Below are 24,105 nucleotides of genomic sequence, written 5' to 3' on the forward strand. Positions count from 1 at the left end.
TTTTTGCATGATTCTTATGTAATGATTTTACCATAGGTACGCAAAGGATTTCCTCCTTACAAGAACGGAGCAAGCAGCTTTATCCCAAACGCAAGGAGAATCGCGCCGCCAAGCGCTTCACTATAGGCCCCCACCCAGCCCTGCATCTTCCGGCCGAGCAGTAATCCTAACCACGTTTGCACGGTTGCCATGATGCCAAAACAGATAATCACCATGATTGTCTTCGCACCATAAATACCTAAAGTAAGACCAACAGAAAAACTATCCAGACTTACACTCAAGGCAAAGATCAACAAGCCAAAGCCAACAGGGGAAATGACCTTCTCGTCCCCCTTTTTAAGGGTTGACCAGACCATTTGTATACCTAGCAAAATCAACAGAAAACCGCCGATAAAGGTTGCAAACGTACCAAACTTATCCGATAAAAATTTCCCAGCAAGCAACCCTAAAAGCGGCATCCAAACGTGGAACAAGCCTATTGTTAGGCCGATATTGAATATTTTCTTAAGCCGAAGTTTGTACATTCCCATGCCAAGCCCGACTGAAAATGCATCCATCCCTAGCGCAAACGCCATTAACATCAAAGTTATCAATTCACTAATCATCTCAGACATTCGGACCCCGCCCCCTTGGACTAACTAAACTAAGCATATGCACGTCCAAACAAATTTAGAAGTCAAGCTGGGAAAGCGGAACCTTCGTCACATATGGTGCCTGACACCCTTTCCATCGTCTTCATATGATTAATGGTGCCTGACACCAAAAATGACACCCCAAAAAAGACATCAAAAAACCACCAGTCCCCTACTAAGAGGAGAACCTGGTGGCAGTGTTATTCGGTAATCAATTTATTTCCCGCAGCTTTCTGAAGGCGGTTCATGATGGCATGTCCGACACCTGCGTTCGGAAAGATTTCACTAAAAATAACGTCGACCTTTTCCTGATTAAATCTTCGTAACGTGTCATAAAGTGCGGCGGCCACTGTTTCCAGCTCTGCCCGCTTCCCGCACGCAAGCACCACATCAGCCTCGAACAACCGGGCATTCTCTTCCGTCGTCAGCACTCCGACCCGCAACCCTTCCTGCCGCTTTTCTTCTACTAAACCTTGAAGAAATTCCGTGGTGCCTGACACCATAAAAAGTGGGGCATTCGGGGCGTAGTGACGGTATTTCATACCTGGTGCCTTCGGCCGTGCCGCTTCATCGGTTAACGCAGCATCGACATGAACCACACCCACAACGGATTCGAGTTGTTCTTTCGTTACCCCGCCTGGCCGCAAAATCACCGGTATGGACTCCGTACAATCAACCACTGTTGATTCCACGCCAATTCCTGTGGCACCGCCGTCAATCACACCAGCAATTTTTCCATTTAAGTCGTCCAAAACATGATCGGCTGTCGTTGGACTCGGCTTGCCCGAACTGTTCGCACTCGGCGCCGCAATCGGCAATCCACAACTTTTCAACAGCGCCAGCGCAACAGGGTGGTCCGGCATCCTGACCGCAACCGTCGCTAAGCCTGCTGTTGCTATTTCCGAAAGGACGCCCTCTTTCTTTTTAAAAATAATCGTCAACGGGCCCGGCCAAAAACCTTCTATTAATCGCTCCGCTTTCTCCGGTACCTCAGCCACAAACTCACTCAACTGATTTTTTTCCGCAATGTGGATAATCAGTGGATTATCACTCGGTCTGCCTTTCGCGGCAAAAATCTTTTCCACTGCCGCATCACTTTTCGCATTCCCGCCCAGGCCATAGACTGTCTCCGTCGGCAAAGCGACCACTTCGTTATCCCTTAAAAAATTCGCTGCATCCACAACTTGTGGATTATTTTCAAGTTTATCCACATATTTATCCACTTTCCAAACTTTCGTGTTCATAGTTATCCACCTTTATCTCAAGCGAGTCTACTAGCGAAATTTGGCGAATTTAGTCACCTAGACTCATATTTTTCACTTAATACGTTTGAAAGTATAAAAGAAGCTGTGTATAAATACAAGCTTTATCCACAAATTGTGCACAACTTCCGTGAAAAAGTGGATAACTTTGTGGATATATCCACAATTACAATGAAAATTTTAAAAATAATGAGTTATCCACATTTAAAACGTGTCGAATATGTTCTGACTGATAAAATTCGCTAGGTAATTCCTCCCGTTCAACTCTCTGAAAGCCCATTAGCTCAAAAAACGGTAAAGCCACACTCTTATTTGTTGCCAAAAACAAATCTTTCATCCCCTTTTCATTCGCCAATTGGACCATTTGATCAAATAGGACGAAGATTTCCTTCTCCGCTTGTCCAGGTGCCACCACAAGGGAACGCAATAGTCCAAATTCCGTGTACGCCTCCATCCCAAGCGTCCCCTTTAATGTTCCATCTTCACTCTCTAACAACAGAAAATAGTCAATCGAATCGTCATTTAATCCATCCGTCCCCAGCCCCGCCCTCGATAAAAATGCCTGTAAATTGCCCAAGTCTTCTTTTTTAGCCCTGCGAATCAATGCCTGCATCCAATCATCCACCTCTTTTTAAGATTCTACTCTATGAATATGGATGAACTAGAACAAATAGAACCGCTAGATTCAGGAATCTAGTAAATTTATTCATAACACGAAAAAAACCAGCTCCTCGATTGGAACTGGTCTAGTTAAACATCTTCTCCCACATCTCTACTACGAAAAACTTCACTTCTACCGGCTTTTCATCTTCGGAAGTATACACAGGCGCTTCCTTCTTAGCCACTTCCACTGACTCTCCCTCGTCCTCAATCAAAATCTCATTGAACACAGGCTTCTCTTTTTCAATCAGCCTTTCCGGCTTTTTCACGACTTGATCTTTTTTCTCAACCACTTTTTCTTTCTTCTCTGCAACAGGTTCGTGTTGCACAGCCGCTTTTTCTTCCTTTACCACGGTTTCCTCGTTCACCTTAGCTACTTTACTCTCCGACTCATCCTTAACCATGGCCACTTTTTCTTCATCATCCGTCTTGTTTGCCTTTTCTTTCCCCTTTTCCACCTTCGCCTGCGGCTTTTCCGCTTTCACTGTTTTTGCTTTCACTGTTTTTGCTTTTGCCTTCTTCTCTTCAAACCCATCACTTACAGCCACACCATTTGAAAAGTCAAGGAAGCATAATGGAGGATAAAGCACGCACCACCAGTTCGCACCTTCACCTTCACCTAATGTAATTAAAATCGCTTGATATTCTCCTGCTGGGTATAAAAATTGACCATATAATTTCGTTGGAAACTGAACCTTACCAAATTCGACTTTCACCGACTGCGTCGACCCTTGGTCACGAACCACCTTTTCCGAAATGGTTTGAATCTCAGGAAGCTTCGCATTAATGACCTTTCTTGCCTCTTCCATCGACGTTAAATCCTGTACCCACAGTGTAATCTGCGCATTCACTGCATCGCGTACCTTCCGCTTAATCGCTTGATCCTTTTCAAAATCACTATTCGCTAGAATTCTGAGCCGAATCGCTTCCCCGGGAATCACAATTGATTCCTTCTGAGCTGCTTCCGTCTTTGGCATATATAAATTCAACATCGTTCCTAATGATAAAACGATAAGATATCCCCAAACAATCATTTTACTTTTCAATTCTAGCACCGTCCCTTCGATATCTTCATTTTGGACAAAATGCCAGAATCTTAAACTATTAAATTTTAATATATTTCAGAGAGTTATGGTGTGGGAATTTTTCCGTTAATTCAAAAAAGCCTCGGAACTTAAGCCCCGAAGCCAATCTCCGCAAACACCATCCGGTCCCTGCCATTAATATCATTCACGATCTCCACTTTGGAGCCTTCAAAGGCCTTTCGCAAAAGCCCCGCTACCGCTTCGCCCTGACCGGCCCCAATCTCGAAACCAACCAGCGCACGCGCTTCTAACACCTGCGGCAGCTCGACCATAAAGCGGCGGTAGAAATCCAAACCATCCGTCCCCGCAAACAACGCCCGATGCGGCTCATGCTCCGTCACAACCTCCGACATCGTCGTGATATCCCCGAGCGGAATATAAGGCGGATTCGAGAGAACCACATCAAACCGAGTCCCACTCTCCAAAAACGGCCCCAGCAAATCCCCCTGCAAAAACTCCACCTCAGCCCCAAGCCGCTCCGCATTCTCCCGCGCCACAGCCAAAGACGCCTCCGCAATATCGGTGCCTGACACCATAAACACTGGCTCCGCAGTACTATCGGTGCCATTATTGGTGCCTGACACCATTAACCCTACTTCCGTAGTTCTATTGGTGCCTGACACCACCCTAAGTTCTGCTTCTTCCAGTTTCATGGTGATGGCGATGGCGCCGCTGCCGGTTCCGATGTCGGCCAGCTTGATGACTTGTTTCGTGCCGCCAAACAGCCGCTTGATGCGCTGGAGGGCACCGTAGACGAGTTCTTCTGTTTCCGGTCTCGGGATCAGTACCTCTTCATTGACGAGAAACGGCCGTCCGTAAAACTCCTCTGTCCCGATAATATACTGGACCGGCACACCCTTCGCATGGTCAAAAACCGCTTGTTCAAAGTCCTCCCACACACCCGGCGCTAACTCGTCACGCATATTCGCAAACAACTGCGCCCGGCTCATCCCAGTGAAATGGCGCAGCAAAAGCTCACCCGCATTGGCATCCCTACCCGCTGGACCTAAAAAAGAAGAAGCCCATTGAAGAGCTTCGAATACTTTTTTACTCATTTGAGGAATCTTCCAGCCTGCGCGCTTGATCATCCATAATCAGCGCATCGATGATATCATCGAGCTTGCCCTCCAAAATTTGATCAAGCTTTTGAATCGTTAAGCCGATGCGGTGGTCCGTCACCCGGTTTTGCGGGAAGTTGTACGTGCGAATCCGTTCTGAACGATCACCCGTACCAACCGCTGATTTACGCACAGAATCATACTCCGCTTGTGCTTCCTGCTGATACTTATCATAAATGCGGGCACGTAGTACCTTCATCGCTTTATCCTTATTCTTATGCTGCGATTTCTCATCTTGAATTGAAACAACAATCCCCGTCGGAATATGCGTTAAACGAACCGCTGACATCGTCGTATTAACGGACTGTCCGCCGGCGCCGCTCGATGCAAACGCATCAAAACGGATATCTTTATCATTGATTTCTACGTCTACTTCTTCTGCTTCAGGCAAACAAACCACTGTCGCCGTTGACGTATGAATCCGGCCGCTTGATTCCGTCTCCGGAACACGCTGTACACGGTGTGCGCCGTTTTCAAACTTCAATTTTGAATAAGCACCCTGGCCATTAATCATAAAGCTGATTTCCTTGTATCCGCCAAGACCAGTCGGGCTCGCATCAAGTACATCAATCTTCCAGCCTTGCGCTTCCGCAAAACGGCTGTACATGCGATATAAATTTCCAGCAAACAAAGCCGCCTCGTCTCCGCCCGCTGCGCCGCGGATTTCAAAGATAACGTTTTTGTCATCGTTTGGATCCTTCGGAATCAACAAGATCTTCATCTTCGCTTCCAAATCCACGATTTGCGCTTCCAGTTCGTTAACTTCTTCCTTCACCATTTCACGCATCTCAGCATCCAGCTTTTCATCCAGCATCGCTTTCGCATCCTGAAGCTGTGAGCGCGCCTCTTTATATTCACGATACGTTTGTACTGTTTCTTGTATATCAGATTGTTCTTTTGAATAATCACGTAGTTTTTTTGAATCATTAATAATCTCTGGGTCGCTCAAAAGTTCATTCAACTTATCATAGCGATCTTCCACCGATTGAAGACGATCAAACACAGTCAATTCACCTCAATTTTTTGTCCATAACATTCTAATTATAGTATAGGTGAAAACAACCGTCAAAACCAAATTCTAGGGAGATATTTTTAAAAAAGAGATTTTTGGATCAAAATATAAAAAAGCTGGCTTACCGTCATCACGATAAGCCAACCTAAAAGATCAATTTTTATTGAAGGGCTGCAGGCTTCATTTGGTTGTTTTCTTGCTGGTCTAACTGTTTGACCACTGCTTCACTTGTATCCACACGTTTAACGAATAAGGCTAATACAAGCGCGACAATATTAATGGCAAGAGTAACATAAAATGAATATTGAATACCCGCTAATAATGCTTGCTTAGTTAATAGAGCAGTAGACGCTTCTGTCAGCGTTGTCGGATCGACCCCAGACATTAAGCTGGTTGCTTCTGTTTTTGTCACAGAATTCATGATCGTAATCAGAATAGCGGTACCAATCGAACCAGACACTTGCTGTGCTGTATTGTTGATCGCTGTCCCATGCGGGTTTAAGCGTGTTGGTAATTGATTTAGCCCGTTTGTCATGATTGGCATCATGACCATTGACATACCAAACATCCTTAATGTGTAAACTAGAACAATATAGGAGTAACTAGAATCGATTTGCAAGTTTGCTAGCATGTAAGTTGAAATTGCTGTAACCACAAGTCCGACTACTGCTAGAATACGAGGACCAAATTTATCAAACAGTTTCCCTGTAATGGGCATCATAATCCCCATCACAATGGCACCAGGCAGCATCATTAAACCTGAATCAAGTGGTGAAATCCCCCGTACATTTTGAACATAAGCCGGTGTTAAAATCATACCAGAGAACATGGCCACTGCGTTCACAATCGCAATTACCGATCCAAGCGCAAACATTGGGTACTTGTATACACGCAAATCTAATAATGGCTCTTTCATTTTTAATTGACGAACAATGAAGGCTAGGAGCGCGATCCCACCCACGATTAATGTAGTTAACACAATTGTATCTGTCCATCCATCTGAACTCGCCGAACTAAAGCCGTATAGCAAGCCGCCAAAACCAATACTAGATAATACCACAGAAATATAATCAAGTTTTGCACTTTTGTTTTGTTCCATTACATTTTCAAGTTTCCAAACAGCTAATAATAAACTAATAACCGCTAACGGTAAAATCATTTCGAAAAGAACGCGCCAGTCATAGTACTCTACAATGTAACCTGATAATGTAGGGCCAATTGCCGGGGCTGTAATCATAACTAATCCAAAAATACCCATTGCCGTCCCACGCTGTTCACGTGGAAAACTTACTAACATAATATTCATTAATAATGGTCCCATGACCGAAGAACCCGCCGCTTGAATCATTCGCCCTGTGAGCAGCAGTCCAAAGTTCGGAGCAAAGGCCGCCACTGCAGTCCCTAGGGTGAAAATTGCCATCGATGTAATAAATAAGCGACGATTTGAAAAACGTGTTAATAAAAAGGCTGATGCAGGAATTAATATCCCACTGACCAGCATATATCCTGTCGATAACCACTGAACCGTTGAATAATCTTTTATTTTTAAGTCCACCATAATCGATGGCAGCGCTACATTTAAAAGTGAGTTATTGAGAAAAGAAACCATTGCCCCAATAAATAAAATTGCGATCATTAAATATGGTGGTTTTCTTTGTTGTAATGTTGTACCCATCTATCCTATCCCCTTGTCCTTTATTTAGATTCTTTTTTATAAAATCCTCTTTTTAGTAAGTCCATTTGCTCTCTATAATTCCTCAGCGCTTCTTCATCCGTCCATTCCTTTACAATCATTTGGATCAAATTTTGAAAGGTTACCGCACCCATCATTTTTAAAATATGGTGTAGTTCTTCATCACTTTCGACGTTTAAATTTTCTCTATTGATGAGGCTGACTGTATTTAAAAACTGAGTTTTTTGATTTTGCTCATAAACATGATTGGCGAAAGTTTTCTCTACTTTATAATTCATATTTAAAAACGCATATTTAAAAAAGTTTTGGTGTTCTTGATTTTTATGGAATGTTATCAAAAATTGAAATGACTCCATAAAGGTCTCAAATAGATCCCCATTCTTTTCTTTAAGGATGCCAATAAATCGATCACTATTTTTTTGCGCAAGTTGGTTCAACAAGAAATAATAAATATCCTCTTTATCCTCAAAATATTGGTAAAAGCTCCCTCTTGGAATTCCCGCACTTTTGATGATATTTGCAATAGATGCTTCATGTAATGGGACTCTGGAGAATTCCTCTTTAGCAGCTTCAATTAATTTATCCTGCTTATCTTTCGGTAAGTGAAAATAGGTTTGTTTTGGCATTGCTTCGCTCCTATACGTATGTGACATCTTGTCATAAACTGATTATATATGACACTGTGTCATGTGTCAACAAAAAAGTGACAGTGTGTCATAGCACTAAAAAAACATGCCCTGAAATTCAGAGCATGCTACCTACGATCTTCCTTTACGCGTACCTCTATTTTATAGCGCGGCAAAGCCTGAATGAGTTTGTGATGAAGCCGGGCCTCTGCCTTCACTTTTCCCTGCTCAGACTGTATTCCCTTTTTATAAACAGATACCCACATCCGGTCACCATTGACCCAGACCGAATCGGCCGTAAATTCCTTTGAATGAGCAATCACTTGTTTGGCCTTGTTGATATCTTCGCCTGTGTCTTTTCCGCCGCCCGTTTCAGAGCCGCTACCCGTTCGATTCAGGTTGAGGAAATTAGGATTTTGGTTGGTAATATCATCTTCCACCATCCGCTGCTTATTTTCACCGCGGTTGGACATATTTGCTGGCGTATTGCCGTCACGGTTGGACATATAATTTGGTGCAGACCGGTCATTCTTAAGGTCATATGCCGCTTCATTGCCATGATTCCCACCTTCATTCCCATTACAGCCGCTGACTAAAAACATCATACATAATGAGAGAAACAACAAAAACTTTTGCATCTTACACCTCCCATTACTATCATGCCCGGAGTTTGCTGCAACTGGACGAGTGAAATCTTTCCAAGCAGTAAAATTCGGCTGAGTTTGAATGGGATTTCGCCGAACCTGTGCTGAATTTCGCCAAACAACATCGGGATCTCGCCGAACATACCCGAGATTTCGCACAACTCAAAAACAATTTCGCCAAACCATCCAACAATTTCGCCAACGCCCAAAAATCACACTTAAAAACCAAAAACCACAATCCCTAACCAAACAAAAAAACTGCCCGAGAATCCCCTTCTCAGACAGTTGTAGTTAATCATAGTGTTTAGCTCATTTACGGTGTCAGGCACTAATTATGTAAACTGACGACACCCTGATATTAATTTGTTGCTTCTTGCTCGATGCTTATCCGGGAGACTGCAGTCTTTGGGACTTCGTGGTGATGGCGGCAGCGTGGCTCGTATGCTTCAGAGGCGCCCACTAAGATGACTGGGTCATGGTAAGAAGCTGGATGTCCATCAATCAAGCGCTGCGTTCGGCTTGATGGTGAACCGCACACCGAACAGACTGCCTGCAGCTTCGTCACTGATTCAGCAATGGCCATCAACGCTGGCATTTGACCAAACGGCTCTCCGCGGAAATCCATATCCAAACCGGCACAAACCACTCGATGGCCGCTGTCAGCCAGCTGCTGCACAATCCGCACAATTCCTTCATCAAAAAACTGAACCTCATCAATCGCAATAATATCGATATCGGCTTCCACATGGTGGAGAATCTCCATCGAATGAGCAATTGGTTTCGCATGAAAAGAAGAACCATTATGGGACACAACCTGTTGATCGTGATAGCGATTATCAATTTTCGGCTTAAACACAGCAATTTTTTGTTTAGCGAACTGAGCCCGTCTCACACGGCGGATCAATTCCTCCGATTTCCCAGAAAACATACTGCCACAGATAACCTCAACCCATCCGCTTTGCTTCATTAAATACATAAAACGGCGTCTCCTTCCTAGCAAATCCATAAAATCTATTTCAAAAAGTGAATTTATTTAAATAAAAAACAGGCAAGTAAGTGTTGCTTCTTGCCTGTACTGTTTTACAATTATTGTTGCTGTTGAGTTTTGATGCCATATTTCTTGTTGAAACGGTCAACACGTCCGCCAGCTTCAGCGAATTTTTGACGACCAGTGTAGAATGGATGACATTCTGAACAAGTCTCAACACGAATTTCGTTTTTAACAGAACCAGTTTCAAATGTATTACCACATGCACATGACACCGTTACTGTTTTATAATTTGGATGAATTCCTGCTTTCATTCTTTTCATCTCCTTCCGCCCTGAATCATTCGAAACAGAGTTATATAAAGCACCTGTCCGAAGACATGCACTGAAATACTAAAAACACACTGCACCCATTATAACAAGGGCATCCTATTTTTGCAAGTTGGGATTTGTTGGTTCTTTTTTTAAAAAAAGCTCATTTAAACATGCCTGTTGATTTCCTCTCCAGGCACTTCGCTTTCCGCGGGCGGTCCGGCGAGCCTCCTCGTCGCTGTGCTCCTGCGGGGTCTCCCCTGCCCCGTCCTCCCGCAGGAGTCTTCGTGCCTTCCGCTCCAACCAACAGGAGCGCAAATTAACAACCATTGTCTTTGAAAAAGGAACCTATCCAAGCCCCTCTACCATGCTTGTCCTCTACGAAGTTAACTAGGTCCGGCTTATTTGCCAGCACTCCGTCAAGCAGTTTACGAGCGTCTCGATTTCAGCTCTTCCCCTAGTTGGGCAAAGAACTCCTCATTCGACTTGGTCTGGCGTAATTTTTTCAAGAAACGCTCCGCAAAATCGGGTGAATCGGACATCGATTTACGGATTGCCCATAATTTATCCAAATGATCCTTCGGAATAAGAAGCTCTTCCTTACGAGTACCAGAGCGGCGGATATCAAGCGCAGGGAAAATACGGCGCTCTGCAAGCGAACGATCGAGATGCAGTTCCATATTACCTGTCCCTTTAAATTCCTCATAAATGACGTCATCCATCCGTGAGCCGGTATCGACCAGCGCAGTCGCCAGAATCGTCAAGCTGCCGCCTTCTTCAATATTACGGGCAGCCCCGAAGAAACGCTTCGGACGGTGGAATGCTGCCGGGTCAATCCCCCCGGAAAGTGTCCGGCCGCTTGGCGGAATCACTAAGTTATAGGCACGTGCAAGACGCGTAATACTATCCATCAGGATGACCACATCACGCTTATGTTCGACTAAACGCATCGCGCGGTCGAGCACAAGTTCCGCCACTTTAATATGGTTTTCCGGCACTTCATCAAACGTCGAACTAACCACATCCCCAGCAACCGAACGTTCAATATCGGTTACTTCCTCTGGACGTTCGTCAATCAACAGCATAATTAATTCGACTTCCGGATGATTCGTCGTAATGCTGTTGGCAATTTCTTTTAAGAGCATCGTTTTACCAGCCTTTGGAGGTGCAACGATCAATCCACGCTGCCCAAAACCAACCGGTGCGATGACATCCATAATCCTTGTTGAAAGATATTTTGGAGTAGTCTCCAATTTCATCTGGCGGTTAGGATAAAGCGGTGTCAGGCCTGGGAAGTATACCCGTTCCTTCGCCGATTCCGGATCTTCCCCGTTCACGGCTTCTACGTGCAATAGTCCATAATAACGCTCATTTTCTTTCGGAGGTCGTACCTTACCGGAAACTTTATCCCCATTACGAAGGTCGAAGCGGCGGATTTGCGATGCAGAAATGTAGATATCTTCTGAGCTTGGCGAGTAATTGATTGGTCGTAAGAATCCAAATCCTTCTGACTGGATAATTTCTAAGACGCCTTCCATGAAAAAGTATCCCTGCTGTTCCGCGCGGGATTTCAGGATGGCAAAAATTAATTCTTTTTTTGTTAATTTGCTGTAGTAGGTCACTTTGTATTCGCGTGCCAGCTCATAAAGTTCCTTCAGCTTCATATTTTCTAAACTTGAAATTGTTAATTCCATTTGTGCACCACACTTTTATTTTTTTCAATCCGATGTTATTAAGAGAGTTGAGGAATAATGATAGAAGTAGAAATGAAATGAATAGAATTGCAGATATAATGCATAATAAAACAATTACTATTTTACCCTCTATGCAAAAAATTAATCAACTTATTTTTCTATTTTCGTTCATTGGGAATTTCTTCTTGAAGGATAATCCCTAATGGAGTGTAATAGGAGTTATTGGCAGCGTTAAACTTGTCTGTCGATTTCCGTTCCAAGCGCGAGCGGTTCGCGGGCGTTTTAACACAGCCTGTCATTTAAGTGATGATGCCATGAAGGGTGCCTGACACCCAATTGGTGTCAGGCACCCTTACTTTTGGCACCGTTTATTTAATCACTAGGTTTGGTTTTTTCTTTAAGCTGTGACGGCCTTCGACGAAGCGGACGGTGCCTGATTTGGCACGCATGACGATGGAGTGTGTTGAGCCGTATGAACCTTTGAATTGAACACCGCGCAGTAATTCGCCGTCTGTGACCCCGGTTGCAGCAAAAATGGCGTCATCGCCTTTTACCAGGTCTTCCATCCGGAGGACACGATTAACATCAAGTCCCATTTTGATGCAGCGCTCGAGTTCCGCATCACTTTGCGGCAGTAATTTTCCGATGATTTCACCGCCAAGACATTTTAACGCCACCGCTGAAAGAACGCCTTCAGGGGCACCGCCAGAACCAAAAAGAATATCGACGCCGGTATTGTCAAAGGCGGTATTAATCGCACCTGCCACGTCACCATCGTTAATCAATTTGATCCGTGCGCCAGCCTCACGAAGCTGGGCAATGATATGCTCATGACGCGGACGATTTAAGACAGTCGCCACAACATCCTCAATATCTTTATTCTTCGCTTTGGCCACAGCTTTTAAGTTATCAAGAACAGACGCATTGATATCAATATGTCCGACTGCTTCAGGGCCAACCGCAATTTTTTCCATATACATATCAGGAGCATGAAGAAGATTTCCATGGTCTGCGACCGCTAAAACCGCTAAGGCATTCCAGCCGCCTGATGCTAAAATATTGGTGCCTTCGAGCGGATCAACCGCAACGTCAACACGCGGACCATAGCCTGTCCCTAGTTTCTCGCCAATATAAAGCATCGGTGCTTCATCCATTTCCCCTTCACCGATTACGACAGTTCCCTTCATTGGCACGGTGTCAAACACATCACGCATGGCCGATGTAGCTGCACCGTCCGCCTCATCTTTCTTCCCACGGCCCATCCAGCGGGCTGAAGCAAGTGCTGCGGCTTCTGTGACACGGACAAGCTCCATCGTTAAACTTCTTTCCATCGTCTCCATCTCCCTTAAGTCTCTTTAGATGTCTCTTCAACTTCAGTAGCTTATAGTCAACGCCTAAGCTTTATCCATATGGTAAAAATCAATTATTCTTCATCTGTTCTACTTCTTCCTTCGTTAAAGCTTCCCGCCAAACTGTGGCGCCGAGGCCATTTAGTTTTCCAACGAGGTCGCTGTAGCCGCGGTCAATATGCTCGAGCCCGGTTACTTCGGTAATTCCCTCTGCCATCAGGCCGGCAATGAACAGTGCTGCGCCTGCCCTAAGGTCACTTGCCTTCACTTTCGCTCCCTGCAATTGAACTGGACCATTGATGATGGCAGAACGACCTTCAACTTTAATGTTGCCGTTCATCCTACGCAGTTCATCAATATGCTTGAAACGGGCACCGTAAATCGTGTCAGTTACGACACTTGAGCCGGTTGCTCTTGTCAAAAGGGTGGTAAATGGCTGCTGGAGATCGGTTGGAAATCCAGGATAGACGAGCGTCTTGATATCGACGGCCTTCAATTTCGAAGACCCGTCCACAAACACTTGGTCATCGCCAGACTCCACATGGACACCCATTTCTCGCAATTTGGCAATCAATGATTCTAAATGCTGCGGGATAACGTTGTCGATGAGGACACCCTCGCCCACGGCGGCACCCAAAATCATATACGTACCAGCTTCAATCCGGTCTGGAATAATCGTGTGACGGCAGCCATGAAGCGCTTCCACCCCATCGATACGAATGACGTCCGTTCCAGCCCCTTTAATCTTCGCACCCATACTCGTTAACAATGTCGCGACATCAATGATTTCCGGTTCCTTCGCCGCATTTTCAATGACCGTCCGCCCTTTGGCGCGAACCGCTGCCAGCATGATATTAATCGTCGCACCCACACTGACCACATCAAGGTATATACGGGCACCGCGAAGCTCGTCCGCACGTAAATAAATCGCACCTTGCTCATTGGTAATTTGAGCCCCGAGTGCTTCGAAACCTTTAATATGCTGATCAATCGGTCTTGGACCTAAATAGCATCCGCCAGGAAGGCCAATGACTGCCTTTTTAAAACGGCCAAGCATAGCACCCATTAAGTAATAAGAAGCACGGAGCTTTTTTACTTTCCCGTTTGGCAGGGGCATGGAAATCATGGTCGATGGGTCAACCGTCATCTCGTTATCAGAAAGCTGAACGTTACCGCCGATTTCTTCAAGGAGGTCCTTCAAGATTTCAACGTCTGAAATGTCCGGCAATCCCTCAATTGTCACTGGTGATTCCGCTAAAATGGTTGCAGGGATTAACGCAACGGCACTATTTTTCGCCCCGCTGATCCGAACCGTTCCCTTTAACGGATAGCCACCCGCAATTTTAAGTTTTTCCATATTCGACTCCCTTCTAAGCCCTGTAAGTCAAACGGTACAATCCGCTTATTACGAAATGAGGCTCTAGGTATATTTTTCCTGCATTAAAAGTCAAAATCCGACAACTTGTCTATCCTTTAGTTTACACCAAATTTTTATTTTCATGTATGGCAATTAAAAAAATTTACACGAAATGGGAATAATTATGCTTCTGTTCGGGAATTCCAATCTTTTAAGAAGCCTTCAATCCCTTTATCTGTTAATGGATGATGGAATAATCCCATTAATACTTTGTATGGAATGGTTGCAATATGAGCGCCTCGTAACGCTGCTTCTGTGACGTGAATTGGATTACGAATGGAGGCTGCAATGATTTCTGATTCAATGCCATGCACGTTGAAGATGTCTGAAATAGTTGAAATTAGATCTAAACCGTTTTGGCCGATATCATCTAATCTGCCTAGAAATGGAGAAACATAGGTGGCTCCAGCTCTTGCCGCAAGTAAGGCCTGGTTCGGACTAAAAATGAGGGTTACGTTTGTTTTGATTCCTTCTTGTGTAAAAGCATGAGTTGCTTTTAACCCATCTGGAGTCATTGGAACTTTTACGGTAATATTCGGAGCGATTGCTGCAAGCTCTCTTCCTTCTCGAATCATGCCTTCTGCATCAAGCGCAATAACTTCTGCACTAACAGAACCAGGCACAAGTGCCGTAATTTCTCTTAAGCGGTCGTGAAAAGAAACACCTTTTTCTCTAGCGACTAATGATGGATTAGTAGTTACACCTGCAAGTAATCCAAGGTCATGGGCTTCGCGGATCTCGTCTAAATTAGCTGTATCAATAAAAAACTTCATAATTAATCCCTCCATTTTCCGACTAAATATTCAAATTTCTTTTTACAGAATGAAACCGTCCTAATAGTACTACCAGGACGGTTTACATTTTATCATATTCTAGAACAAATATGAAATGTGGTTAGACATTTGCCATTGTTCGATTAAGCTTTACCTGCAGAACCGAATTCGCGGATTTTGCCGATAACTGTTTCTTTGATTGCATCGCGAGCTGGTCCTAAATATTTACGTGGATCGTACTCTTCTGGCTTCGCAGCTAATGTTTCACGTACTGCTTTTGCAGATGCGATTTGGTTTTCAGTGTTCACGTTGATTTTCGCTGTTCCAAGAGAAACAGATTTTTGGATATCTTTTAATGGGATACCAGTTCCGCCGTGAAGGACTAATGGAAGACCAGTAATGTTTCCGATTTCTTCCATTTCAGCAAATCCAAGGTTTGGTTCACCCTTGTAAGGACCATGAACAGAACCTAAAGCTGGTGCAAGACAGTCGATACCTGTGCGTTTTACTAATTCTTCACATTCTTTAGGATCTGCGTAGATAACGCCATCAGCAACAACGTCGTCTTCCTGGCCGCCAACAGTTCCTAATTCCGCTTCAACAGACACACCTTTTGAATGTGCATATTCAACTACTTTTGAAGTAATTTCAATATTTTCTTCAAATGGATGGTGGGAAGCATCGATCATAACAGATGTGAAACCTGCATCAATCGCTTCTTTACACTTATCAAAGCTTGAACCGTGGTCAAGGTGAATTGCTACAGGAACGGTAATTTTCAAATCTTCCATTAAGCCTTCAACCATTTTTACAACTGTTTTGAAGCCGGACATATAACGAGCTGCCCCTTCAGAAACACCAAGAATTACAGGTGAATTCTCAGCTTGTGCAGCTTGAAGAATCGCTTGAGTAAATTCTAAGTTATTTAAGTTAAATTGCCCAACCGCATAGCCTTCAGCTTTGGCTTTAATGAGCATTTCTTTCATGGAAACTAATGGCATTTCTATTCCTCCTTAAATTAGGCAGATATCTTTTCAATTCGGTCTTCCATATTAAGGTTTTCCCTCAATTTTACGGATTATGTATTCCTTAAAAAGATAAACAACCAGTAAAAAGTTCATATGTATCATATCAAACCAGGGGGCGAAATGCCATTATTTAAATGCAGTTTTGTAAACTGTCATAATGAAAGCGCGCCCATTTTCTATGTAAGCACTTTCCTTATATTTCAAGGCCAAAAAACAAAATTTAATTCATTTTTTGGGGAATGTGTTTCCTAACAGCTGCGCGTATATCATCAATATCAAACGGCTTCGCAAAATGGGTAATCGCACCAAGATCCTTGGCCTCTTGAATCATATCCAGTTCACCATAAGCTGTCATAATAATGACGCGGATATCCGGGTCAATTACCTTCATTCGTTTTAAAATTTCAATTCCATCCATTCCAGGGATTTTCATATCCAATAGGACAAGGTCGGGGTCATGTTTTGTCACAATTTCAAGGGCCTGAATGCCATTGGCTGCCTGATATGTTTGATACCCCTCTTTTTGAAACACTTCATTTAGTAAAATTCTAATGCCAAACTGATCATCAACGATTAAAATTTTCTCTTTCATAACTCCACCTCTTCCTTGTTTACTTGATGCACTTTTATTATCCCACTATTTATCACTTGTTATATTTCTCTATTTGGAAAATAATCTCCTGCAAAATTTCTCGGATTTTGTTAATATTTTTGCAATATCGAAAAAACGCTTATAATAAAAGGGTGAAAAGGAGGGTTTTTATGTTAAAAATGTTTACTACCCAATTAACCGGTTTGTTTAAACGGCTTGAAGAAAAAGAAGAATATTCGTTTGAAGACGGAGCCCGATTGCTTGCCCAGGCACCGGTTGGCGATGGGTCTATATATATTTTTACTACAAAGGAAATGAAAGCGGTCGAGTTCGAGGCTTTGGAAGGGGCAGAACCGTTTTCGGGTGCCAAGATTTTTAACAGTGTTGAGGAATTAACCGAATCCGATCGTGTATTGATGTTCACGCGTTATTCTAATGATGAGTCTGGACTTAAGCTTGCCGAACAGCTTCGCGAAAAAGGAATTCCATTTGTTGCGGTGGCGACCTCCGTTCCGGGTGGTGAACTCTTACAGGAATCAGCGGATCTCCTGATTGATTTGCGGCTGACCAAAGCCTTGCTCCCAGATGATGAAGGAAATCGGTACGGATATCCCTCTTCGATGGCAGCTTTGTTCGTTTATTACGGCTTGAAATTTACAATTGAAGAGATTTTGGCAGAATATGAAGAGTAAAAGCGGGTTTTGAACCCGTTTTTTTATTGCCCTTGATTATTTCCCGGGAGGTAAACTTGGGGTTATTCGACTTTTAAGGAGTTTTGTACCATTTCGGGACCCTTTTGTTGATATTTCGCAAGGTTATGTACAAGTTTTCCATACTTTTGTACAAATATTGAGGTGTTTTGTACAATTATACAATTTTTGGGAATACACCCACTGGTGCCTGACACCAAAAAATGATATCAAAAAAAATAAGGACCAGATAACTGGTCCTGAATACTACCTTATTTTTGTAAAGATGCTTTAATAAAGTCACGGAATAACGGCTGTGGACGATTTGGTCTTGAGACAAACTCCGGATGGAATTGTGATGCCACAAACCACGGATGGTCCTTCAACTCAACAATTTCCACTAAGCGGCCGTCTGGGCTCGTACCTGAGAAAATGAAGCCTGCTGCTTCCATGTCTTTACGGAAATGATTGTTAAATTCATAGCGATGACGGTGACGCTCATAAACAACCTCTTCGTCATACGCTTCAAACGCCTTCGTACCCTCAACAATACGAGCTGGATATAGACCTAGACGCAATGTTCCGCCCAAATCCTCCACATCTTTCTGTTCAGGGAGTAAATCAATGATTGGATAAGCTGTTTCTGGTACAAATTCTGCGGAATGCGCCCCTTCCAATCCAAGCACATTACGGGCAAATTCAATGGTTGCTAGCTGCATTCCTAAACAAATACCAAGGAACGGCTTCTTCTGCTCACGAGCATAACGAGTTGCTTCAATTTTCCCTTCAATCCCGCGGTCACCAAAGCCGCCTGGAACAAGAACTCCATCCACATCATCCAAAAGTTCCGCTACATTTTCACGCGTCACATCTTCTGAATTAATCCATTTGATTTCCACATCGGCATCAAACGCATAGCCTGCATGTTTCATTGCTTCAACCACAGAAATATAAGCATCTTGAAGTTCCACATATTTTCCGACTAGACCAATACGTGTCTTGCCGGAAAGATGAGTTACGCGGTCTACGAGTACTTTCCACTCGGTCATATCCGCTTCTTTTACGGATAATTTCAAATGGTCACACACGATTTGATCCATGTTTTGCTCTTGAAGGGCAAGTGGGATCGAATACAGCGTGTCTGCGTCCATACATTCAATCACAGCTTTTGAGTCAATATCACAGAACAAGGCAATTTTATCCTTCATGTCCTGTGAAACCGGCATTTCTGTACGCACAACAATAATATTTGGCTGAATACCAAGACTGCGCAGTTCTTTGACACTATGCTGGGTCGGCTTTGTTTTCATTTCGCCCGCTGCCTTGATGTACGGAATTAATGTACAATGAATATACATTACATTTTCGGAACCGATATCGCTCTTGATTTGGCGAATCGCTTCAAGGAATGGAAGAGATTCAATGTCCCCTACCGTTCCGCCAATTTCCGTAATCACGACATCAGCATTTGTTTCTTTCCCGGCACGGAAGCAACGTTCCTTAATTTCATTGGTGATATGCGGAATAACCTGAACCGTTGCCCCTAAATAATCACCACGGCGCTCTTTCCGTAAAACCGTTGAATAAATTTTTCCGGTTGTTACGTTTGAATACTTGTTTAAGTTAATGTCGATAAAACGCTCATAGTGACCTAAGTCCAAATCGGTTTCAGCGCCATCACCTGTTACGAACACTTCACCGTGCTGATAAGGACTCATCGTTCCCGGGTCGACGTTAATGTATGGGTCGAATTTTTGAATGGTTACATTCACGCCCCGATTTTTCAATAAACGGCCTAATGATGCTGCCGTAATTCCTTTTCCTAGTGATGAAACCACACCACCAGTTACAAAAATATATTTTGTCATAAATATTTCCCCCTCTTATACAGTTTGTACATTATTCAGTTTGTTTAAGGGTTTTTGTAAAAAAATATTTTCCTTACGCCCGTAAAAAATGAAAAAACTCCGTGAAACATGAGTTTTTTGAACAATAAAAAACGCTCGCCTACTTGTGGTAGGGAGCGTATTATAAGTAAATAATGTATCGTCCTCTTTTTAAGGAGCCCAAAAAAGATAATACAAGGGCGTGGAAAAAAAGTCAAGTGGATTAATCTTCTTCGACTTCTTCCTCATCATCAAATTCTTCTTCTTCATCCTCAAGGTCATCGTCTAGATCATCTTCTTCATCCAATTCAATGTCAAGATCATCTTCAATGGCATCATCATCGTCGTCAAGATCAAGATCATCATCTTCATCGATATCAAGATCTTCTTCATCATCAAGCAGATCATCTTCATCGTCAAAGTCATCAAAGTCATCTTCAATCTCATCGACTTCATCGAAATCTTCGAGATCGTCTTCATCGACAACCTTCTTCGCCTTCTTCTTCTTCGGTTTCACAACGGCAACCACTTCTTCTTCAGCTGTATCGACTGGATACCAGACACGAAGTCCCCAGCGGTTACTTCCTAATGAAAGGAAACGGCCATCCACATTGATGTCGGTGTAAAATTGAGCAAGTCGGGAACGAACTTCATCATCAGAAATCCCTGAAGCTTGTTTAATTTCTTCTACTAGTTCATTAAAGGCAATCGGCTGTTTACTATTTTTCAAGTATTCATAAGCCATTTCCATTAGGGAAAATTCTTGTAATTCCTCTTTTGAGTATTGTGCTAAACTCAATATCGGCACTTCCTTTCTCTATTTAACACTCTTAAATGAGTGAATAACGGACTATCAATAAATTGATATAAACTGTCTAATCTAGTTTCTGCCCAAAATAAGCATATTCTTCATTATAAACAAATTCTTCCGGTTTATGCTAGTGCTAGTGAGTTGTTTCATCTGAATTTTTATGGACGAGGTCTTTTTCCATCTTTCTCCTTTGCCTGCTTCTGCTTTTTCATCTCTTTCAGCGCAATCACTAGAAAGAAGATTGCTAGCAAGAAGAACGAGACTGCTCCCAACTGACGTTGATAGAGATAATTTAACGGCCAGGCAAACACAACTAAAATGATTAAAATATAACTAAACCTCATTTGCTCCACCTGCCCAAATCCCTCGAAGTATGTACGCTAAATCATTATATAAGATCACCGCAAATAATAATATCTCATAAAAGGAGTTTTATTACAAAAATTGGTGTCAGGCACCATGTGTGCCTGACACCCTAAATGATAAGAAATAATTTTCGACTTTAAAAATTGTCCAGCTCCAGTGCTGAACAGGGCACTTGCGCTTTTCTTACTTACATATTCCTGCGATATTGCCCGCCGACTTCGTAAAGGGCTCTGGTGATTTGGCCGAGACTGGCGACTTGGACGGTTTCCATTAACTCGGCGAAGATATTGCCATTTTTGACGGCAGCTTCTTTCAAACGTTGCAATGCTTCTCCCGCCGACGCTGCATGACTTTCCTGGAAGGTACGCAGATTTTGAATTTGCAGTTCCTTCTCTTCGTAAGACGCGCGCGCTAATTCCATATTATTGACGTCTTCTTCTGACGGAGGATTTGGATTCAGATACGTATTCACACCGATAATCGGTAATTCACCCGTGTGTTTTTTCATTTCATAATACATCGATTCATCCTGAATTTTGCCGCGCTGATACTGGGTTTCCATGGACCCAAGCACACCGCCGCGATCATTCAAGCGTTCAAACTCTTGCAGTACCGCTTCCTCCACTAGATCCGTTAACTCCTCCACAATAAATGATCCTTGGAGCGGATTTTCATTTTTGGATAAGCCATGCTCTTTCGTAATAATCATCTGAATCGCCATCGCGCGGCGTACTGATTCCTCAGTTGGCGTGGTAATCGCCTCATCATAAGCATTCGTATGAAGGGAATTACAATTATCTTGCAAGGCCATTAAAGCCTGCAGTGTCGTCCGAATATCATTAAAATCAATTTCCTGTGCATGCAGCGAACGCCCCGACGTCTGAACATGGTACTTCAATTTTTGACTTCGTTCGTTTGCCCCATATTTATCGCGCATCACTGTCGCCCAAATACGGCGGGCCACCCGGCCAATTACGGTATACTCCGGATCCAGGCCATTTGAGAAGAAGAAGGACAAGTTCGGTGCAAAATCATCAATCTTCATACCGCGGCTCAAATAGTACTCTACATAGGTAAACCCATTAGACAACGTAAACGCTAGCTGTGAAATCGGATTGGCGCCTGCTTCGGCAATATGATACCCCGAAATCGAGACGGAATAATAGTTGCGCACTTGATGGTCAATGAAATATTGCTGAATATCGCCCATCATCCGCAGCGCAAATTCCGTTGAGAAGATACATGTATTTTGACCTTGGTCTTCTTTTAAAATATCAGCCTGCACTGTACCGCGCACCGTACGGAGTGTATAGGCACGAACTTCCGCAAATTCCTCCACCGTTAACACCCGGCCAAGCTCGGCTTCCTTCCGCTGCACCTGCTGATCAATCGCTGTATTCATAAACATTGCTAAAATAATCGGTGCGGGACCGTTAATGGTCATGGATACCGAGGTTGACGGATGACATAAATCAAAGCCATCATACAACTTTTTCATATCATCTAATGTACAAACACTAACGCCGCTTTCGCCGACCTTCCCGAAAATATCCGGACGGTGATCCGGGTCTTCACCATACAGGGTCACGGAGTCAAACGCCGTACTTAAGCGTTTCGCCTCATCATCCTTCGATAAATAGTGGAAACGGCGATTCGTGCGCTCCGGTGTCCCCTCCCCAGCAAACTGGCGTTTTGGATCCTCGCCTTCGCGCTTAAACGGAAATACCCCAGCCGTATATGGGAAAGAACCCGGGACGTTTTCCTGGTAAACCCAGCGGAGGATTTCCCCGTAATCCTTATACTTTGGCAGCACTACTTTCGGAATATCGAGCCCTGATAAGCTTTTCGATCTCAACACGGTAATAATCTCTTTATCACGGATTCTCGTCACGAACTTGTCGCCGGAATACGCCTCCCGCGTTTTTGCCCAGCCCTCAAGAATTTTCCGAGATTCAGGTGTCAGTTTCGCTTCCGTCTCTTGCATAACCGCCTCTAACGCTGCAATCACTGCCGCATCGCTGACCGCTTCCATCGCCCCTTCTAACTGGAATAACTTCCGGGCAATCCCCGCCTGTTCTTCCGCTTTCCGGTGATAGCCGCGCACCGTTTCAGAAATTTCCCGTAAATAATAACGGCGGTCGGTTGGGATAATCACGTTCTGTTTTTCCACTAAGGCATCTTTAGTAAAATTGGTCACCCAGCCCGTACCCATTTTATCGTTAATTTTTTCAATCAGCGCTGCAAACAAGCCATTTGTTCCCGGATCATTAAACTGACTCGCAATCGTTCCATATACCGGCATGTCATCAATGTCTTTTTCAAAAAGCATATGGCTGCGCTGGTATTGCTTTTGCACCTGGCGCTTCGCGTCCTCCGAGCCCTTGCGCTCAAACTTATTGATAACAATCAGGTCCGCAAAATCAATCATGTCAATCTTCTCGAGCTGGGACGGCGCCCCAAACTCACTCGTCATCACATACAAAGAAACATCGCAAATCTCCGTAATTCCCGCATCTCCCTGGCCGATTCCGCTCGTCTCGACAATGACGAGATCAAAGCCAGCTGCCTTCGTAACAGCAACCGCATCCTTAATTGCCAGTGAAAGTTCACTTTTGGAACTCCTTGTAGCCAGCGAGCGCATATACACGTTCGGGGAAAAAATCGCATTCATGCGGATTCGGTCCCCAAGCAGGGCGCCCCCCGTCTTTTGCTTCGTCGGATCAACTGACAGAATTGCTACCTTTTTATCAGGCAGTTCATTAATAAAGCGGCGGATTAATTCATCGGTCAATGAACTTTTCCCGGCACCGCCCGTTCCCGTAATCCCAACGACAGGAATCTCTTTCTCGAGTGACTTCACTTGATCGAGCACTCGCTCAGCCGTTGCCGCTGCTTCATTTGTCCCATCGACATGAAGCTCCGCAATCGTGATCAGCTTTGCCACCGCATTGACATCCCCACTCGGCAGCTTCTCGATTTGATTGGCTACATCGTGCGGGACCGTCGCAAAATCGCACTCCTCCATCATCCGGTCAATCATGCCCTGCAGCCCCATCCTGCGGCCATCCTCAGGGGAGAAGATCCACGAAATCCCATACTCATGGAGCTCATCGATTTCGCGCGGGATAATTACCCCGCCGCCGCCGCCAAAAATACGAATATTCGGCGCACCCTTTTCTTTCAACAAATCGTACATATATTTGAAATACTCGACATGCCCGCCTTGATATGAAGAGATCGCAATTCCCTGCACATCCTCCTGGATCGCCGCGTTTACGACTTCCTCTACCGAGCGATTATGGCCGAGATGGATGACCTCCGCCCCGCTCGCCTGCAGAATCCGCCTCATAATATTGATGGAAGCATCATGCCCGTCAAACAAACTTGAAGCTGTGACAAAGCGAATATGATGTTTCGGTTGATAATTCCCCATCGTTCTCCCCCTTTTTATAGGCTGTATTAAACTTGG

General features: G+C 44.0%; 22 protein-coding genes. 1 reads left to right on the forward strand and 21 read right to left on the reverse strand.

Going from position 1 to position 24,105, the window contains the following annotated elements; genetic code table 11:
- Nucleotides 1-56 precede the first annotated feature (56 nt).
- The 17 genes from COJ96_RS03095 to COJ96_RS03180 form a co-directional block, all read right to left on the reverse strand.
- Complete coding sequence (locus COJ96_RS03095) at nt 57-614, reverse strand: manganese efflux pump MntP (protein WP_098571533.1); 558 nt, start codon at nt 612-614, stop codon at nt 57-59.
- A 218-nt stretch (nt 615-832) separates the two neighbouring features.
- A complete protein-coding gene (locus COJ96_RS03100; RefSeq protein ID WP_098571534.1) occupies nt 833-1,876 on the reverse strand; it encodes an L-threonylcarbamoyladenylate synthase in 1,044 nt (347 codons plus the stop codon).
- 184 nt (nt 1,877-2,060) lie between these two features.
- Nucleotides 2,061-2,507 (reverse strand): GNAT family N-acetyltransferase, encoded by a 447-nt coding sequence (locus COJ96_RS03105; protein WP_098571535.1) that lies wholly within the window; start codon nt 2,505-2,507, stop codon nt 2,061-2,063.
- A 133-nt stretch (nt 2,508-2,640) separates the two neighbouring features.
- Nucleotides 2,641-3,609, reverse strand: a complete 969-nt coding sequence (spoIIR, locus tag COJ96_RS03110; protein ID WP_306460576.1) for a stage II sporulation protein R — start codon at nt 3,607-3,609, stop codon at nt 2,641-2,643.
- A gap of 119 nt (nt 3,610-3,728) precedes the next feature.
- A complete protein-coding gene (prmC, locus tag COJ96_RS03115) occupies nt 3,729-4,694 on the reverse strand; it encodes a peptide chain release factor N(5)-glutamine methyltransferase (RefSeq protein ID WP_098571536.1) in 966 nt (321 codons plus the stop codon).
- Nucleotides 4,687-5,760 carry a peptide chain release factor 1 gene (gene prfA, locus COJ96_RS03120; protein ID WP_098571537.1) on the reverse strand — a complete coding sequence of 358 codons (1,074 nt, stop codon included), beginning with the start codon at nt 5,758-5,760 and terminating at the stop codon, nt 4,687-4,689. Before prfA ends, prmC begins: the two co-directional genes overlap by 8 nt.
- Before the next feature lie 169 nt (nt 5,761-5,929).
- Entirely contained in the window at nt 5,930-7,444 is a 1,515-nt protein-coding gene (locus COJ96_RS03125; RefSeq protein ID WP_098571538.1) for a DHA2 family efflux MFS transporter permease subunit, read from the reverse strand.
- Nucleotides 7,445-7,464: 20 nt separating this feature from the next.
- Nucleotides 7,465-8,088, reverse strand: coding sequence for a TetR/AcrR family transcriptional regulator (locus tag COJ96_RS03130; protein ID WP_098571539.1), 624 nt, complete (start codon nt 8,086-8,088; stop codon nt 7,465-7,467).
- Between the two features lie 128 nt (nt 8,089-8,216).
- Nucleotides 8,217-8,726: a hypothetical protein gene (locus COJ96_RS03135; RefSeq protein WP_098571540.1), complete on the reverse strand. Its 510-nt coding sequence runs from the start codon at nt 8,724-8,726 to the stop codon at nt 8,217-8,219.
- A 364-nt stretch (nt 8,727-9,090) separates the two neighbouring features.
- Nucleotides 9,091-9,708 (reverse strand): thymidine kinase, encoded by a 618-nt coding sequence (locus COJ96_RS03140; protein WP_098571541.1) that lies wholly within the window; start codon nt 9,706-9,708, stop codon nt 9,091-9,093.
- 110 nt (nt 9,709-9,818) lie between these two features.
- Nucleotides 9,819-10,034, reverse strand: a complete 216-nt coding sequence (gene rpmE / locus COJ96_RS03145; RefSeq protein WP_026568199.1) for a 50S ribosomal protein L31 — start codon at nt 10,032-10,034, stop codon at nt 9,819-9,821.
- A 425-nt stretch (nt 10,035-10,459) separates the two neighbouring features.
- On the reverse strand, nt 10,460-11,725 hold the full coding sequence (gene rho, locus COJ96_RS03155; protein ID WP_098571543.1) for a transcription termination factor Rho: 1,266 nt from the start codon (nt 11,723-11,725) through the stop codon (nt 10,460-10,462).
- A 368-nt stretch (nt 11,726-12,093) separates the two neighbouring features.
- Nucleotides 12,094-13,056, reverse strand: coding sequence for a class II fructose-bisphosphatase (glpX, locus tag COJ96_RS03160; RefSeq protein WP_026568197.1), 963 nt, complete (start codon nt 13,054-13,056; stop codon nt 12,094-12,096).
- An 88-nt stretch (nt 13,057-13,144) separates the two neighbouring features.
- Entirely contained in the window at nt 13,145-14,431 is a 1,287-nt protein-coding gene (locus tag COJ96_RS03165; RefSeq protein ID WP_098571544.1) for a UDP-N-acetylglucosamine 1-carboxyvinyltransferase, read from the reverse strand.
- Between the two features lie 182 nt (nt 14,432-14,613).
- Complete coding sequence (gene fsa / locus COJ96_RS03170) at nt 14,614-15,264, reverse strand: fructose-6-phosphate aldolase (RefSeq protein ID WP_098571545.1); 651 nt, start codon at nt 15,262-15,264, stop codon at nt 14,614-14,616.
- A gap of 143 nt (nt 15,265-15,407) precedes the next feature.
- A complete protein-coding gene (locus COJ96_RS03175) occupies nt 15,408-16,265 on the reverse strand; it encodes a class II fructose-bisphosphate aldolase (RefSeq protein ID WP_098571546.1) in 858 nt (285 codons plus the stop codon).
- Between the two features lie 247 nt (nt 16,266-16,512).
- A complete protein-coding gene (locus COJ96_RS03180) occupies nt 16,513-16,884 on the reverse strand; it encodes a response regulator (protein WP_026568193.1) in 372 nt (123 codons plus the stop codon).
- A 170-nt stretch (nt 16,885-17,054) separates the two neighbouring features.
- On the opposite strand from COJ96_RS03180, the gene COJ96_RS03185 reads away from it, so the two are divergent.
- Complete coding sequence (locus COJ96_RS03185; RefSeq protein ID WP_098571547.1) at nt 17,055-17,576, forward strand: DUF2529 domain-containing protein; 522 nt, start codon at nt 17,055-17,057, stop codon at nt 17,574-17,576.
- Nucleotides 17,577-17,845: 269 nt separating this feature from the next.
- Here COJ96_RS03185 and COJ96_RS03190 read toward each other — a convergent pair whose 3' ends face one another.
- From COJ96_RS03190 to icmF, 4 genes are all read right to left on the reverse strand, one after another.
- Nucleotides 17,846-19,441 carry a CTP synthase gene (locus COJ96_RS03190; RefSeq protein WP_098571548.1) on the reverse strand — a complete coding sequence of 532 codons (1,596 nt, stop codon included), beginning with the start codon at nt 19,439-19,441 and terminating at the stop codon, nt 17,846-17,848.
- Nucleotides 19,442-19,682: 241 nt separating this feature from the next.
- Entirely contained in the window at nt 19,683-20,258 is a 576-nt protein-coding gene (gene rpoE / locus COJ96_RS03195) for a DNA-directed RNA polymerase subunit delta (RefSeq protein WP_098571549.1), read from the reverse strand.
- A gap of 170 nt (nt 20,259-20,428) precedes the next feature.
- Nucleotides 20,429-20,614: a hypothetical protein gene (locus tag COJ96_RS03200; protein WP_098571550.1), complete on the reverse strand. Its 186-nt coding sequence runs from the start codon at nt 20,612-20,614 to the stop codon at nt 20,429-20,431.
- Nucleotides 20,615-20,823: 209 nt separating this feature from the next.
- Nucleotides 20,824-24,069 carry a fused isobutyryl-CoA mutase/GTPase IcmF gene (gene icmF / locus COJ96_RS03205; RefSeq protein ID WP_098571551.1) on the reverse strand — a complete coding sequence of 1,082 codons (3,246 nt, stop codon included), beginning with the start codon at nt 24,067-24,069 and terminating at the stop codon, nt 20,824-20,826.
- Between the last annotated feature and the right edge of the window lie 36 nt (nt 24,070-24,105).

Origin of the sequence: Bacillus sp. AFS073361, from assembly GCF_002567005.1 — a bacterium.
Lineage (GTDB): Bacteria > Bacillota > Bacilli > Bacillales > Cytobacillaceae > Neobacillus.

What these genes read in the sequence shown, in the direction of transcription:
- COJ96_RS03180 (WP_026568193.1), bottom strand. Translation starts at nt 16,884, where the DNA reads ATGAAAGAGAAAATTTTAATCGTTGATGATCAGTTTGGCATTAGAATT.
- COJ96_RS03175 (WP_098571546.1), bottom strand. Translation starts at nt 16,265, where the DNA reads ATGCCATTAGTTTCCATGAAAGAAATGCTCATTAAAGCCAAAGCTGAA.
- COJ96_RS03105 (WP_098571535.1), bottom strand. Translation starts at nt 2,507, where the DNA reads ATGCAGGCATTGATTCGCAGGGCTAAAAAAGAAGACTTGGGCAATTTA.
- COJ96_RS03100 (WP_098571534.1), bottom strand. Translation starts at nt 1,876, where the DNA reads ATGAACACGAAAGTTTGGAAAGTGGATAAATATGTGGATAAACTTGAA.
- COJ96_RS03095 (WP_098571533.1), bottom strand. Translation starts at nt 614, where the DNA reads ATGTCTGAGATGATTAGTGAATTGATAACTTTGATGTTAATGGCGTTT.
- COJ96_RS03125 (WP_098571538.1), bottom strand. Translation starts at nt 7,444, where the DNA reads ATGGGTACAACATTACAACAAAGAAAACCACCATATTTAATGATCGCA.
- COJ96_RS03185 (WP_098571547.1), top strand. Translation starts at nt 17,055, where the DNA reads ATGTTAAAAATGTTTACTACCCAATTAACCGGTTTGTTTAAACGGCTT.
- rho (WP_098571543.1), bottom strand. Translation starts at nt 11,725, where the DNA reads ATGGAATTAACAATTTCAAGTTTAGAAAATATGAAGCTGAAGGAACTT.
- COJ96_RS03165 (WP_098571544.1), bottom strand. Translation starts at nt 14,431, where the DNA reads ATGGAAAAACTTAAAATTGCGGGTGGCTATCCGTTAAAGGGAACGGTT.
- rpmE (WP_026568199.1), bottom strand. Translation starts at nt 10,034, where the DNA reads ATGAAAGCAGGAATTCATCCAAATTATAAAACAGTAACGGTGTCATGT.
- fsa (WP_098571545.1), bottom strand. Translation starts at nt 15,264, where the DNA reads ATGAAGTTTTTTATTGATACAGCTAATTTAGACGAGATCCGCGAAGCC.
- COJ96_RS03140 (WP_098571541.1), bottom strand. Translation starts at nt 9,708, where the DNA reads ATGTATTTAATGAAGCAAAGCGGATGGGTTGAGGTTATCTGTGGCAGT.
- COJ96_RS03200 (WP_098571550.1), bottom strand. Translation starts at nt 20,614, where the DNA reads ATGAGGTTTAGTTATATTTTAATCATTTTAGTTGTGTTTGCCTGGCCG.
- COJ96_RS03135 (WP_098571540.1), bottom strand. Translation starts at nt 8,726, where the DNA reads ATGCAAAAGTTTTTGTTGTTTCTCTCATTATGTATGATGTTTTTAGTC.
- glpX (WP_026568197.1), bottom strand. Translation starts at nt 13,056, where the DNA reads ATGGAAAGAAGTTTAACGATGGAGCTTGTCCGTGTCACAGAAGCCGCA.
- icmF (WP_098571551.1), bottom strand. Translation starts at nt 24,069, where the DNA reads ATGGGGAATTATCAACCGAAACATCATATTCGCTTTGTCACAGCTTCA.
- COJ96_RS03190 (WP_098571548.1), bottom strand. Translation starts at nt 19,441, where the DNA reads ATGACAAAATATATTTTTGTAACTGGTGGTGTGGTTTCATCACTAGGA.
- COJ96_RS03130 (WP_098571539.1), bottom strand. Translation starts at nt 8,088, where the DNA reads ATGCCAAAACAAACCTATTTTCACTTACCGAAAGATAAGCAGGATAAA.
- prmC (WP_098571536.1), bottom strand. Translation starts at nt 4,694, where the DNA reads ATGAGTAAAAAAGTATTCGAAGCTCTTCAATGGGCTTCTTCTTTTTTA.